11 protein-coding genes and 1 tRNA gene are annotated in these 13,431 nt (G+C 55.3%); 5 read left to right on the top strand and 7 right to left on the bottom strand.

Annotated elements, in window-relative coordinates; translation table 11 throughout:
- Position 1 precedes the first annotated feature (1 nt).
- The 5 genes from ACLH0H_RS22940 to ACLH0H_RS22920 all read left to right on the top strand — a co-directional run bounded on the left by ACLH0H_RS22940 (position 2) and on the right by ACLH0H_RS22920 (position 5,911).
- The gene (locus ACLH0H_RS22940) at positions 2–1,177 is read left to right on the top strand and encodes an FAD-dependent monooxygenase (protein ID WP_053129138.1); all 1,176 of its coding nucleotides are present in this window, start codon (positions 2–4) and stop codon (positions 1,175–1,177) included.
- A gap of 39 nt (positions 1,178–1,216) precedes the next feature.
- Positions 1,217–2,098, top strand: a complete 882-nt coding sequence (locus ACLH0H_RS22935) for an SDR family NAD(P)-dependent oxidoreductase (protein WP_411379754.1) — start codon at positions 1,217–1,219, stop codon at positions 2,096–2,098.
- Positions 2,095–3,798, top strand: a complete 1,704-nt coding sequence (locus tag ACLH0H_RS22930) for an aldehyde dehydrogenase family protein (RefSeq protein ID WP_411379753.1) — start codon at positions 2,095–2,097, stop codon at positions 3,796–3,798. Before ACLH0H_RS22935 ends, ACLH0H_RS22930 begins: the two co-directional genes overlap by 4 nt.
- A complete protein-coding gene (locus ACLH0H_RS22925) occupies positions 3,795–4,544 on the top strand; it encodes a 4'-phosphopantetheinyl transferase family protein (RefSeq protein WP_411379752.1) in 750 nt (249 codons plus the stop codon). Before ACLH0H_RS22930 ends, ACLH0H_RS22925 begins: the two co-directional genes overlap by 4 nt.
- A 158-nt stretch (positions 4,545–4,702) precedes the next feature.
- Complete coding sequence (locus ACLH0H_RS22920; RefSeq protein ID WP_411379751.1) at positions 4,703–5,911, top strand: MFS transporter; 1,209 nt, start codon at positions 4,703–4,705, stop codon at positions 5,909–5,911.
- A gap of 151 nt (positions 5,912–6,062) precedes the next feature.
- On the opposite strand, the gene ACLH0H_RS22915 is transcribed toward ACLH0H_RS22920, so the two are convergent.
- The 7 genes from ACLH0H_RS22915 to pgsA form a co-directional block, all read right to left on the bottom strand.
- On the bottom strand, positions 6,063–6,665 hold the full coding sequence (locus ACLH0H_RS22915; protein WP_411379750.1) for a TetR/AcrR family transcriptional regulator: 603 nt from the start codon (positions 6,663–6,665) through the stop codon (positions 6,063–6,065).
- 147 nt (positions 6,666–6,812) lie between these two features.
- A complete protein-coding gene (locus ACLH0H_RS22910; protein WP_411379749.1) occupies positions 6,813–7,823 on the bottom strand; it encodes an alpha/beta fold hydrolase in 1,011 nt (336 codons plus the stop codon).
- Between the two features lie 102 nt (positions 7,824–7,925).
- A complete protein-coding gene (locus ACLH0H_RS22905; RefSeq protein ID WP_411379748.1) occupies positions 7,926–10,277 on the bottom strand; it encodes a membrane-bound PQQ-dependent dehydrogenase, glucose/quinate/shikimate family in 2,352 nt (783 codons plus the stop codon).
- 171 nt (positions 10,278–10,448) lie between these two features.
- Positions 10,449–11,651: an MFS transporter gene (locus ACLH0H_RS22900; RefSeq protein ID WP_411379747.1), complete on the bottom strand. Its 1,203-nt coding sequence runs from the start codon at positions 11,649–11,651 to the stop codon at positions 10,449–10,451.
- 702 nt (positions 11,652–12,353) lie between these two features.
- Positions 12,354–12,485: a hypothetical protein gene (locus ACLH0H_RS22895; RefSeq protein WP_411379746.1), complete on the bottom strand. Its 132-nt coding sequence runs from the start codon at positions 12,483–12,485 to the stop codon at positions 12,354–12,356.
- Between the two features lie 223 nt (positions 12,486–12,708).
- Positions 12,709–12,784, bottom strand: a tRNA-Gly gene (locus tag ACLH0H_RS22890).
- A 63-nt stretch (positions 12,785–12,847) separates the two neighbouring features.
- Positions 12,848–13,408, bottom strand: a complete 561-nt coding sequence (pgsA, locus tag ACLH0H_RS22885) for a CDP-diacylglycerol--glycerol-3-phosphate 3-phosphatidyltransferase (protein WP_034119069.1) — start codon at positions 13,406–13,408, stop codon at positions 12,848–12,850.
- Positions 13,409–13,431: the final 23 nt, after the last annotated feature.

Genomic DNA, 13,431 nt, shown 5'->3' with positions numbered 1-13,431 from the left:
CATGAAAACCAAACCTGTTGCGCTCATTATCGGAACCGGAATCGGCGGCTTATCGTGTGCAGCCGCCTTGAAAAAAGTTGGCTGGTCAGTGCGTCTTTTCGAGAAGGCTGACAGCATGAGAGCCACCGGTTCAGGTCTCTCGGTGATGTCGAACGCCAGCGCGGCAATGAAAAAGTTGCTCGATATAGATCTTGGGCTGGAGCACTACGGAGCCGAAATTCGCAACTTCGAGATCCGTCATAAATCCGGATTTCTCCTCAAACGTCTTCCGTTCCAGGAAATTGCCGAGGAACAAGGTTCTCCCAGCGTCTGCATTTCCAGACAGCAACTGCAAACCGCCTTGCTGGACAACCTGGGGGAGGTAGACATCAGCCACGCAAAGCGATTTGCAAGCTACGACGAAACGGATGACGCTGTACACGTGACCTTCGAAGATGGGACCAAGGCCTCAGGCGACATCCTGGTCGGCGCTGATGGCTACTATTCCGCGGTGCGCGATGCGATGGGGATACCCAGCCAGGTACAAGAGGCTGGATACATCTGCTGGCTCGCACTGGTCAAATATGATCATCCGCAAATAACCCCTGGCTATGTCGTGCATTACTGGGGCAAGGGCAAGCGGATTGGCATCATTGATATCGGAGGTGGATGGGTCTACTGGTGGGGAACAGCCAATATGTCGAACCAGGAGGCTGTTGGCTGGTCCGGCACAAGCGCAGACGTTGCCAAGGTCTATGAGGGATGGCCAGCCATCGTCTCCGACATTATTCACGCTACACCCAACGAAGCCATCATCACGGTCGATGCAAAAGACAGGTCCTTTCCAGCGACGTGGTCCAAGGGGCGCGCAACGTTACTCGGGGATGCAGCTCATCCAATGCTAACAAGCCTGGGCCAGGGCGCAGGCTTGTCCATAGAGGACTCAGCCGTGCTTGGGCATGTCCTGTCGACGTCGACAGACCATCAAGCGGCGTTGCGACGATATGAGTCGATCCGCCAACCCCGGGCTAAAGCCATCGTCGACGCATCAAGGGCGCTGAGCGATGTCGAGCAATACGACCAATTCCTTCCTCGATTGAAACGCGACGTTGGCATGCTGCTCGCTCCGGCAAAAACCATGCGGGAACGACTGCAGGCGTCGATGCTTTTCGACGATTTTGCAGTACACGCCCAATAAGTCACCCAACGAAAATTTTCAGCCAGATAAGGGATTGTCATGTCTAAGAAAAGCGTACTTGTTACCGGTGCTTCTTCGGGTCTGGGCCATGCGGCAGCCTTGATGCTCGCTCGCAACGGCTTTCATGTTTTCGCTGCCGCAAGGGAGATTCGCGGCGTGTTTAATGGGCAAGCCAATGTGGAAGAAATCAGACTCGATATCACCGAAGAGGCGTCAGTCGCGCAGGCATTGGAAAAAATTGCGGCAAAGAACACTGCCTACCCTCTGTGGGGCCTGATCAACAACGCCGGCATTTGCGTGCCCAGCCCACTCGAGATGCTTAGCCCGCAAGAGCTGCGCCGACAACTTGACACGAACGTCATAGGTCAACTGCAGGTCACTCAGGCCATGCTGCCTCTGCTACGTGAAAACTGCGGGCGCATTATCAACATCACGTCCGGCCTGGGAAGCATTGCGGTTCCTTACCTGGGTGCGTACTCCATCGCTCAGTTTGCAAAAATGGCATTCACTGATGCACTCCGTAGAGAACTGGCCAACTCTGGCATCACGGTCAGCGTGGTACAGCCGGGCGCGATCTACACGCCTATCTGGGATAAATTCCTCGCAACAGGCCAGGAAATCATGAATCAGGTCAGCGGCGAGGCGAGGCAAATATACGCTCGCTCATTCACCGAGTTTCTCAAACAGAGCGAAGCGCTGGCCCGCGCTGCCACCACCAGCGAAGCCGACTTCGCTGAAGTCATCCTTGACGTGCTGACGACTGCGCAGCCTCTGGCTCAATACAGCGTGGGCAATGATGCACAAAGTTTTGTGGACATGGCAAAGTCAGCCACAACCGCAGAACTCGATGCGATGTTTGCGGCCCAGATGCCTACCGGGACGGACTTTGGATCAGCTCAAAAGATCGGCCAGGCATCATGAACGTACGCAGATTGAAGATGTGGCGTGATCAGCATCGGTCAATGATGAATAGTGCGATTGTCGCGGTGAAATCCAGGCAGCCTTATAGCCCGTTCTCCGATGAGTTGACGCACTACGAGCATGCTCAAATCGAACAGGGCGAGATCAGGTTCAAGCGCCTGCTCGACTCCAAGTTTCAGATCGACCGTGGCAGCTCAGCGGACCTGGAGGAGAAGAGAGTCGGTAAGGAGACGTCGCCTTATGGGTTTCCATTAGGCATTTCATACCGTGCCGAACACTTCGATAGCCTGGTTAAAAAGGCCAATCGTTCGATGAGCAAATGGGAGCACCTGAGTGTTGAGCTTCGTAGTGCATTGCTGTGCGAAGCAATCACGAGAATTCATGCAGACACGTTCCTGTTCTCTCAGGTGGGTATGCATACCAGTGGCCATGGTTTCTTCATGGGCTTTCATGCGAACGCTATTCACGCCCAGGCACGAGCGCTTGAATCCGTTGCCCGTATTTGCCAAATAACGGCAGAACTGACCCAACAGGTTGACTCCGAACTCACCGTAGGTGACGCCCAACCACAGCGTATTTTGCGCAACTTCCAGCCAAAGCCTGCGGGCCTTTCTCTCGTGTATTCGGGTCGGGTCGCCCCCACCTGGGGAGCATACCCTTGCGTTTTCGCCTCATTGGCTGCGGGTTGCCCTGTCATTGTCATCCCTCACTCCGAAGCTATCCTGCCGCTGGCATTGACCGTAAAAGCGATTAAATCAGTGTGCGCCGAAGCGGGTGTTTCAGCAGACATCATCAACCTGTTTTGCTCTGATAACGACGCTGACTACAGGAAGGCCGCGCAGCACCGTGCGGTGAAGCTGATTGATTACATGGGCAAATCCGAATTTGGCAAATGGCTGCGTCAGCATGCGTGGCACGCCCGCGTCATGACCCAGCAAAGCGCCCAAACCTCCGTGTTTGTGCACTCTACGGACAACTACGACGGCATGATCGAGAATCTGGCATTCGGTCTGTGCTCTTACTCAGCGCAGTTGTGCACGTCGCCGCAGAACATCTACGTGCTCAAGGACGGCATTCAGTTACCTGACAAAATCATCACGGTTGACGTATTCCAGCGCGACCTGGTGGCTCGGATCGATCAATTGCTGCAACGATTTCAGCCACCACGTGATCTACTCGGAGTCATCATCGGCAAACAAACCGTCGCCAATATTCGACAATGCGAAGGTGCCAGATTTGCCAAGGTGTTGCGCCATTGCGAGCTGCTGCAGGATCCTGAGTTTGCTGATGCCCAGGTACTGACGCCCTCTGTGATTGCGGTACAACCGGGTTTTTCAAGCAGTCTCGACTACTACGCCAGCGAAGTCGCAGGCCCGGTCTCCTTTGTTATCGTCAAAGATGACCTCAAGACCATTGCCCGCGAACTCAGCTACGTCGGCCAAGAGTTTGGTGTGCTGGGACTGGGGCTCTACGCCATCGATGCAAATGTTGAAAAGGCAATGAAGTGTGTTTCGGCGGACATTGGCGCCCTGCTGTCCGTAAATTTCTGCGGTAACTATTTCATCAGTCAGTGTTCGGTGTTTACCGATATCCACGGCGGCGCGGTTAACTCCTCCTCAGATGTCACTTATGGCGCTCCAGGATTCTACCATGCTCGTCTGCGCATGACCGAAGACAGAAAAATGGTTGGCACGCCATGAGTTCAGCGCTTCGCGTATGGCCGTTCAACTACCCGGCACTACCTCGCTTGGCGTTGTTTTCAATCAACGTCAAGGACGTCGTCGAGCGCGATATGCCGCAAGCACAGGAATGGCTGGCGTGCGCCATGACATCCAGGCGCAAGGAGTTCGCAGCCGGCCGAATCTGTTCGGCTGCGGCGCTTCAGGCGCTGGGTGGCGATAGCGTGTGGCTTCCTATTGCCAAGCCCTATCGCTATCCGAAATTCCCAAAGGACTTCAAGGGTTCGATCACCCACACTTACGAGCGAGCACTGGCATGTGTGGGCGATGCGGAGCGTTATCTCGCCATTGGCCTGGACGCTGAACCGATGGTGGCACACGCAGAACTTGAGCAAATGGCCAATCACGTCCTATCTCCAAACGAGCTGAACCAGTTCAAAAAAATGGAGAGAGAACAGGCGCTGACCTTCTTCTATTTATGTTTTTCAGCCAAGGAAGCCTTGTTCAAAACGCTGTTTCCTCTGTGCCATACCGACATGGAATTTACAGAATCCGAACTCGCTTCCTGGAATGACGAGGGGATCTTTACGTTGCGTCTCGTCACTGACCGGGTGGGCGACCGGTTCGAGAAAGGCACCCTGTTCTGTGGCCTGTGGTCCGTGCACGTCGGCACCCTGCTCACGCTGCTCGCCCTCCCCCGAAAACAGGCGTTGCCCACATTGGATTCGCACCTCTATGTGCCTGATTTCAGCTATGGGCGTCCTTGAGCAGAGGTTGGAGGGACCGTGGAGTTTGTGCGCCAGCCCAATCCACCATTTACATTCATTACGTATGATTATACGATTTTAATAATACGGAATGAATGTTAACTGCTGATTCAATGACTTCCAGACACGCTTCATTCACTCGATAAGGAGTATCGAACATGGCTAACCCGTACCGAATACTGTTTCAAGCCCCGGGCACCCGAGCATTCTCCCTGGCAGGCCTGCTCGCCCGTTTACCGCTCCCCATGACAGGTATCGGCATTATCACGATGCTTTCGCAGTTGCGTGGCAGCTATGCACTGGCAGGCGCGGTTTCTGCCACCTTTGTCCTAACCTATGCACTGATGTCACCACAGGTTTCACGAATGGTGGATCGTTATGGTCAACGCCGGGTACTGCCACTGTCTGCTGGCCTCAGTGTGGTGGGCCTGCTTCTACTGCTGGCTTGCACCTACTGGCACAAGCCTGACTGGACGTTATTCCTGGCGGCAGTGTTAGCGGGCTTCATGCCGAGCATGTCGGCCATGGTTCGCGCCCGATGGACGGCGATATACCGAGGCAAGCCCCACCTGCAAACAGCCTACTCCCTCGAAACCGTACTGGACGAAGTGACGTTTATCGCAGGGCCGCCGATTTCCGTGGGCTTGAGCGTGGCCGTTTTTCCCCAGGCCGGACCGCTGGCGGCCGTTGTGATGCTGGCGATTGGTACGCTTGCTTTAGTGGCCCAGGTATCCACCGAACCGCCAGTGGAGTCCGCCGAAGAAAAGGGAACGAGAACGGCCTCCATCTTTCGCCTGGCGGACGTGCGACTATTAACATTGCTGATGGTCGCAATGGGCGTCATCGTTGGAACGGTCGATATCGTAAGTGTCGCATTCGCTGAACAGATGGGGAGTCCGGCAGCCGCGAGTATCGTGCTGTCCTGTTATGCCATCGGCTCCTGCGCCGCTGGCCTGTTGTTCGGTGCGCTGAAACTGAAAACACCGCTCCACACACTCTTGCTGCTGGGTGGCCTGGCTACTGCAGCGACCACACTGCCCTTGTTGATGGCGGGCAATATTGCCGGCCTGTCCGCAGCGGTACTGGTGGCTGGACTATTCTTCGCGCCTACAATGATCGTAGCGATGTCCTTGGTTGAGCGAATCGTACCGGAACGACAATTGACTGAAGGTATGACCTGGTTGCTGGCGGGTTTGAATGTCGGGGTGGCAATGGGTGCCGCGGCATCGGGCCAGTTAGTGGACATGGAAGGGGCTCGATTTGGATTCAACGTTGCCCTGGCGGCCGGAGCGGCGGTAATGCTGATGGCTGTCTGGGGATACCGACGGATGCGAGAACACTCGCTTACACAAGCGTATTCCGTGTGAGTCTCGACGCTAAAGCACTTCGCTTGGAATGACCGGCAGAAAAAAGCCACTCAATAGAGTGGCTTTCGTTTCTTAATCCTAACGCGATGTGCACTTGAATCCGCTAAACAAATGATGATGCGCGTGCCCCTGCTTCTGGCAACGAACTCATCTACTGGGGGTCGGCCTTTGGTTTAACCAGAATGCCCCTCAACAGCAACTCAAGCGCGACCACACTCTGCGCAAGTCGCTTATCGCCCTCTTCCGAATCTGCAATCCAGAACGCGGCTTCGGCAAGGCTGCCGTAGATCAGCAACGCCAGCGCCTGAGGGTTGACATCCACCACGATACCTTGGTGGATCAAGACCTGAATCATCCGCTGCATCGACTCTACACAATGACGCTGTGCATCGGGTGAGGTGCCGCCCAGTACTGCCCTGGCATCGCGCAACACAATCCGCTGGATTTGTGGTTCCAGGGCCATTTCCAGATAGGCACGGCAGCGCTGGCGAAAACCGTCCCAGGCATCTGCTGCAGTGTCGGTGATGGCTTGCAGACGCTCATCCATTTCAGCGTCGAGTTGCTCGACGACTGCTGACAGCAAGCCTTTCTTGTCACCAAAGTGATGGTAGAGCGCGCCACGGGTCAGGCTCGCCTGAGCCGTCAGCTCATCCATTGAGGTGTCCGCATAGCCTCGCTCACTGAACACCTCTCGCGCTTTGGCTATTAACAGGGCACGGGTTTCTTCCATATCGGCGCGGGTGCGGCGAACCATCGGTTATCTCCTCACTGAAGGCGGCATGACCTGTGATGTCCATGAAGTCATGAATAGGCGCAGCTATACATGCGGTCTGTATCTATTGTCACTTTCGCGTACTTCGATAACAAGCACGCCGTGCCCCGTGAAACAGCGCCATATGCGCTAGCGAGCGAGAAGTCCAATCATCGCCTGTTCAATCACCCGGGTATCCGCATCATTCAGGCCTTCGCCAGCGACGTGCCCCCAGACGGATTCCAATATGCGCAGTTCGGCCTTGGGTATCCGACTGACCTCGTATTCGGCATCTCGGACAGGGAAGTACAGATCGCTCGATGCAGGCATCATCAGCGTATCGGCGGTGATCGAAGCCAATGCCTTACTGACATCGCCCTGGTAACGGGCATTTGCACTGATGTCTGCATGCTGTCCGCTCCAGAGTTGCGCAATAATGTCGTTGGCATCTCGCTTGAGGAACCACCCTTCCCAGAAATCAATCAGGAAGTCTTCAATGGATGCGTAGCCCAGTGCGGTCTCATCCAATCGGTCGCGAAAGAACGCCTGAGACAGCCCCAGGGCAGCATAGACACGCGCGGCAACACGTAAGCCGCGTTGCGGTGGCAGCGTGTAAAACCCCTCCCGGAAGTCGGCATCCAGCTCGATCGCAGCGCGCACGCTATCAAAAAACACATACAAATGACGTGACGTGCGTGCTGCGCTCTGAAAAGTAAACAGCCGCTCAACCATATCCGGGAAAGCACAGGCCCACTCAAAGGCCTGAGTTCCGCCCAGAGACCAACCTGTGGCCATCCGAATTTTCTGGATACCGAACAATTCGGTAACCAAGCGATGTTGCTGAACAACATTGTCGTGGATCGTAACGTGTGGAAAGCGATTACCGTTCTGCGGCGGCGCCGTGTTGCTGGGCGAGCTGGACAAGCCATTGCCGAAAGCGTTTGGCACGATAATGAAGTACTTTTCAGAGTCAAGCGCGCGACCTGGCCCGATCAACCAGGCGGCATCTTCATGGGTCGCTGCGAAGGACGTCGGATAGACAATAACATTGTTCTTTGCGTCATTAAGGCGGCCATAGGTCTTGTATGCCAATCGGGCCTCGCGGAGACGACGACCCGATTGCAACTGAATGTCCCCGAGCTCAAAAACCTCATACGTCATAATGCGTGCTTCCCTTCATCTCTTTCTCTTTTCCACATGCAGATGTGGTCCGCTGCGCAGCGATGTGTAAGTTGCATACGCAGCCCCGCTTCGGCACAACGATCAAGGGAGGCGGTAGGCGATCACATAGTCTCCGCGTTCTTGCTCTGGGCCTTGCGAACCGCCCGCAGTGACAACAACGTATTGCCTTCCCGTTCTGCCACCCTGGTAAGTCATGGGAGTCGCCTGACTGCCGACGGGCAGTCGACTTTTCCAGAGTTCCTTCCCGGTCCCGCTATCCATGGCCCTGAGGTAGTGATCCATCGAACCGGAGAAAAAAACCACTCCACCACGGGTAATAAGAGGTCCGCCCATGCTGGGCATTCCAAGAGGCAAACGTAATCCGGTAATCGCGCCCAACAAAGGCGTGTCTTCGGTACTGCCCATGGGGACTTGCCATGCGATCTCTCCGGACCGAAGCACAATTGCTGTCAATGTGCCGTAAGGCGGCGCAGTGCAAGGCACTCCGAGTGGCGAGGTGAACATGCCGTGAATGACGCCATAGGGTGCCCCACGCTGTTGGGCGTAATTACCCGCAGCGCCAGTAGGATTGTAACCAGCGGCCAGGGCATCCTCATGCTTGATAAATTGGGCCCAATGAGCAATGCGGATATCATTGACAACCAGCAGGCCTGAACTTACATCAACCGCCCCGCCCCCCCAATTTATGCCTCCGTAATAACCGGGATACATGATTGTTTTTTGTGTGCTTATCGGCGTGAAATCGCCTTTCCAATGCATACGCTTAAACTGAATGCGGCAATACAGCTGATCAAGCGCGGTGATCCCCCACATGCTTTTTTCTGTGAGCGGAGCGTAGTCAAGTGACGCTCGTGAATAAGGCTGGACAGCGGATGGATGTTGGCCGACAGGCGCCCCCTCCACAGTGACCGCACGTGATTCAACGGGGAGAACAGGACGACCATTACGGCGATCCAAAACAAAAATTTGCCCCATTTTTGTCAAAACGATCACGACAGGAGTGCTTTCACCATTCCTCATTACAAGGTCATGAACAATGGGCTGCGCGGCAACATCATAATCATGGAGATCATGATTGACCGTCCTGAAGTGCCAACGATCAATCCCGGTTCTCACATCAATGGCGACGACTGAAGCATTGTACGTTTCAGATGACGGTAAACGATCAGCGCCCCAGAAATCTGGAGTCTGATTACCCGTCGGTACGTAGATCAATCCCAGCTCAGAATCATAGGAGGCGGTGCCCCAGAAATTGGGGGTCTCATCCGCGTAAGTTTCCCCCTCCGGGAGCGGATGCCCCCTCTTTGGAGCAGCCGGGTCCCATGCCCAGACAAGCCGTCCTGACTTAATATCCCAACCACGTACAACACCCGATGGCTCGCCACCACTGGCCCAATCCTGCATACGCGCGCCGGTGACAATGACGTCACCCGCAACAAGGGGCGCTGACGTAGGGAAATAGGAGTCTTTAGCCCTTTCGCTCAATCCCTTCAGCAAATCCACGTAACCGTGCTCACCAAATCCAGGACACGCCCCACCTGATCGGGCATCAAGCGTGAACAACCTTGCATCGAGGGTGGTCAGTACAATACGCGTTTTACACAAGGCGTCCGCGCTGCCATCCACATTGACCGTGACGCTGACGTCAGGCGCCGAATGGGACGCAAGGCCACGGCAACGCTGCCATTCTTTTGAAACTACTTGTGGATCGAATCGCCACCTCTCAACCCCGGTTTCAGCGTCGACCGCCATAACTTTGCTGTAGGGCGTACAGACATAGAGCATGTCGCCTATCTTTATCGGGGTGCCCTGAAAGGCAGCTTCTGCTGTGGGTACATCACCGGTTTTAAACTCCCAGGCGACCTGTAAATCCGTTACGTTCGAACGCTCTATCTCGGCAAGTTCTGAATATCGAGTGCCCCGTGCACTAAGCCCATATTGAGGCCAATCCTGATTGACTGCGTGTTCTAGAGGAGGGTTGGCGCTGGATGCTCCCTCAGCCGTCAGCACGCCTTTTGAAACAACTGATGCATGCGGATAGAAACCAGCCCCGATGCCGACAAACGCGATGCCGAACAACACAATCGACGCTGGCGTTCGCATCTTGCGTCCACCTTGCACGCCGTCATGAGTTCTAAGCTGCGCGTAAAACAACGTAACAACACAAGCCACGCCTAAAAATAAGGACACCCGCGGCACAAACTGCCAGTAGTCCAGGCCCACCTCCAGCAGCGCCCAAGTCACACTGAAAATCAACAGGACGATTGCCGTGCTGAAAGTGTGAGCGTGCTGTTTGATAAGCGAATAGGAAACGTAGCCAAGAAGACAGCCTGCCGCTGCGTAGAACCAACTCCCGCCAAGCACTATCAACCACAGTCCGCCCAAGAACAAAAACCCGGCGCCAAGCGCGAATAAGCCTGCCACGGTGTGCATTGCAATCCGTATCACCCGCATACCGCCCTTCTCCTGCCAGCGATCCCTATGGTTACTGATCAAGTTTTTTTGACCACTTACCGTCGTGCACATTTCCCCCCATCACAGTCGTGCGTGAAACGAGGGGGGGATAGGTTTCCAATCGACAACCGAAACCCTTTCGGGCCCAGCCTATGGGCAAATTGCCTGAGCTTTTTTGCCACTTGAACGGATCGCGAACGTCAGCAGCAGTGCCACTGTGGCCAGACCTGCGGCCAACCAGAGATTGGTGGCCAGACCGAACCTGTCTACCGCCTGCCCACCCGACCACGACCCCAGAAAAATACCGATATTGAATACACCTACATAAAGCGCAGTAGCGATTTCCACTGCATGCGGCGCCGCTTTCATCATCCAGGTCATCAGGCCCACCGACACGCCACCGTAGGCCAGCCCCCAAGCCAGCAACACTAAGCCGCCCCCCACATGGGAGTCACCGATCGTCAGGAACAGCACTGGCGCCAACAACAATCCCAGCGAGATAAAGACCAGGGTCAGGGCCGTGCGACGCGCAGCGATAATACCCGCCAGGAAGTTGCCAATGATGCCCGCAACACCATAGGCGAACAGCAACGCGCCGATCCATTGGGCATCGAATCCGGAGACCGATAACAACAACGGACGGACAAATGTGAATGCCATGAAGTGCCCGGCCACCAACAAGATGGTCAATGCCAGACCGGCTTGCAACTTGCGGTTGGCAAACTGTTCAGCGAACTGGCGCAAGGTGACTGAGTGGTGAACAGGCAAAGCGGGAATGGCGAAGAGGTGAATCAACAGCACCCCGGCACTGAAGATAGCCATACAGCCGAAAGCCCAACGCCAACCGGCAAAATCACCGATCAACGCGCCTAACGGCACACCCAGTACGGATGCCGCAGCGACCCCGCCAAAGATAATGGAGGTGGCCAGACCCACTGCGTGTGCCGGGACCAGCCGAGCGGCCAAGCCCCCCGCGACAGCCCAAATACCTCCCATGCAGAAGCCGACAAGCGCACGTGCAATCAGCATCCACACCATATCTGGGGCCAGGGCCGATGCAATATTGGCGATTACCAACAGGCCGAGCAAGCCGCACAAAATCCAGCGCCGGTCCAGATTGCCTGCTGCGATCACCACCAGCGGTGCAAACAAAGCTGCCAGCAAAGCGGGCAACGAGATCATTAAACCAGCACTTCCAGTGGACGTTTCAAGCGAGCCAGCAATGGTTGTCAGCAAACCGACCGGAAGCATTTCTGTCGTCACAACCGAAAATGTAGCAAGGCCCATGGCGGCCACTGCCAGCCATGGATACCGCGGGGACGTTGCGGGCGAAGCGACTGAAGGTGAACTCATGATGACTAAATCCCTTTAGATGAAATTCAGGCCTCGCCCAAGACGCGAGGCATTTGCCACCCTGGATACAGGGCTCTGCAAAGTCCTTTGATTGCGCCGCTAATCGCGGGAAGCTAGTGGGTTAACCGTTCCCTGATAGGAAACGGATCGCAGCCTCGACGAACCCAAGAAAACATACATGCTGTATGAATGTTTAAATCAAACCTATCATACGCAATGAATGTAAACAACCGCAGGTAACGATTCAGACGCTCTGGCTCTGAACCACGGCAACCTCGAAGTGCAGCCAACATTGTTGGCTGCTCGCCCTTACTAAATTTGATAAGAGACCAGCGCCCCTGTTCGCTGGCGAGCCTGCTTAAGACTCACTTCGGGACGTGCCGAGGGGAACCCTACTCATGAAGAATCTGCCAAATAAGACATAAACGCCTACGAACACAGTGAAGATTCCATTAAGCGCTGGCTGTTTTGTAGGGTTAAAAACGATCAAAAATAAAAAGGGGTCGCGAGATAAAATCTCGCAACCCCTTGAATTATATGGTCGGGACGGAGTGATTCGAACACTCGCCCCATAGCACCCTATCGGCAAAATGAGCGGTTTTCAGCAGATCTCCCCGGATCTAAAAAACCTATAAAAGCCAATACTAACAAGACCTTAACTAACGCCAACTGGCAAACAAAGAGCAATCATCCGATAGCAGGTCACGCTGCGCCGCGCAGGCGCAGGCAGATCGCCTGGGCGTGAGTGTCCACTCCTGGGTCATCCGTGTCGCCTATCGTGTAGTCGTTGCCAGTGATTCGGGCATGCCGAAAGGTCGTATCCGAGAGTGCCATAGCGAGCTCCTGAACAGAGTCAGGGCCAGATGCTCGTCTCGCTATCCAAGCTGCTCCAGCAAGAAACCGATTCAGTGCGCGTCCAAATTCAAGATCCTCATTCGGGACTTAAAAGCACTGGATGGAGCTGGATTTCAGTGGTTCCCGCCGGAACGAAAAAAGGGCCTAAAGGCCCTGATTTCAATCACTTACAGAATTTACTGGAACTCTGTAGCGCAATATTTGGAGCGGGAAACGAGACTCGAACTCGCGACCCCGACCTTGGCAAGGTCGTGCTCTACCAACTGAGCTATTCCCGCGTCTTGGTGGTGCGCATTCTATAGAATTATCAGAACCCGTCAACACCTTGATTCAAAAAAGTTTTATTTCTTTTCGACCGTAGTGCGCAGGTGGGGCCAGGCGGCGCGCAGATATTGCAGCATGGACCACAGCGTCAGGCCCGCGGCGATCAGCAGCAAGGCGTAACCGGTGAGGACCCAGAACGAGAAGTCCGACGGGTTGGCCAGCAAGATGACCAATGCGAGCATTTGCGCGGCGGTTTTCCACTTGCCCATGTTCGACACGGCGACATGGGCGCGGGCGCCGATTTCGGCCATCCACTCGCGCAGCGCCGAGACGACGATCTCGCGGCCGATGATCACCGCGGCCGGCAGGGTCAGCCACAGGTTGCCGTGTTCTTGCACCAGCAGCACCAGGGCGACGGCGACCATGAGCTTGTCGGCCACCGGGTCCAGGAACGCGCCGAATGGCGTGCTTTGTTCCAGGCGGCGCGCCAGGTAGCCGTCGAGCCAGTCGGTGGCGGCCGCGAAGGCGAACACGGAACTGGAGGCCACATAGCTCCATTCGTACGGCAAATAGAACAACAGAATGAAAATGGGAATAAGCAGGACGCGTAGAACGGTGATCAGATTAGGGATATTCATCGGCACAACTGGCTACGAGGTGG

The organism is Pseudomonas sp. MPB26, from assembly GCF_046605355.1.
In the GTDB taxonomy this organism is placed as follows: Bacteria; Pseudomonadota; Gammaproteobacteria; order Pseudomonadales; family Pseudomonadaceae; genus Aquipseudomonas; species Aquipseudomonas cedrina.
This window is presented reverse-complemented; position numbering and strand designations above follow the sequence as displayed.

Bases quoted from the DNA above. Each gene is read 5' to 3' on its own strand.
- ACLH0H_RS22940 (WP_053129138.1), top strand. From the start codon at position 2: ATGAAAACCAAACCTGTTGCGCTCATTATCGGAACCGGAATCGGCGGC.
- ACLH0H_RS22935 (WP_411379754.1), top strand. From the start codon at position 1,217: ATGTCTAAGAAAAGCGTACTTGTTACCGGTGCTTCTTCGGGTCTGGGC.
- ACLH0H_RS22930 (WP_411379753.1), top strand. From the start codon at position 2,095: ATGAACGTACGCAGATTGAAGATGTGGCGTGATCAGCATCGGTCAATG.
- ACLH0H_RS22925 (WP_411379752.1), top strand. From the start codon at position 3,795: ATGAGTTCAGCGCTTCGCGTATGGCCGTTCAACTACCCGGCACTACCT.
- ACLH0H_RS22920 (WP_411379751.1), top strand. From the start codon at position 4,703: ATGGCTAACCCGTACCGAATACTGTTTCAAGCCCCGGGCACCCGAGCA.
- ACLH0H_RS22915 (WP_411379750.1), bottom strand. From the start codon at position 6,665: ATGGTTCGCCGCACCCGCGCCGATATGGAAGAAACCCGTGCCCTGTTA.
- ACLH0H_RS22910 (WP_411379749.1), bottom strand. From the start codon at position 7,823: ATGACGTATGAGGTTTTTGAGCTCGGGGACATTCAGTTGCAATCGGGT.
- ACLH0H_RS22905 (WP_411379748.1), bottom strand. From the start codon at position 10,277: ATGCACACCGTGGCAGGCTTATTCGCGCTTGGCGCCGGGTTTTTGTTC.
- ACLH0H_RS22900 (WP_411379747.1), bottom strand. From the start codon at position 11,651: ATGAGTTCACCTTCAGTCGCTTCGCCCGCAACGTCCCCGCGGTATCCA.
- ACLH0H_RS22895 (WP_411379746.1), bottom strand. From the start codon at position 12,485: ATGGCACTCTCGGATACGACCTTTCGGCATGCCCGAATCACTGGCAAC.
- pgsA (WP_034119069.1), bottom strand. From the start codon at position 13,408: ATGAATATCCCTAATCTGATCACCGTTCTACGCGTCCTGCTTATTCCC.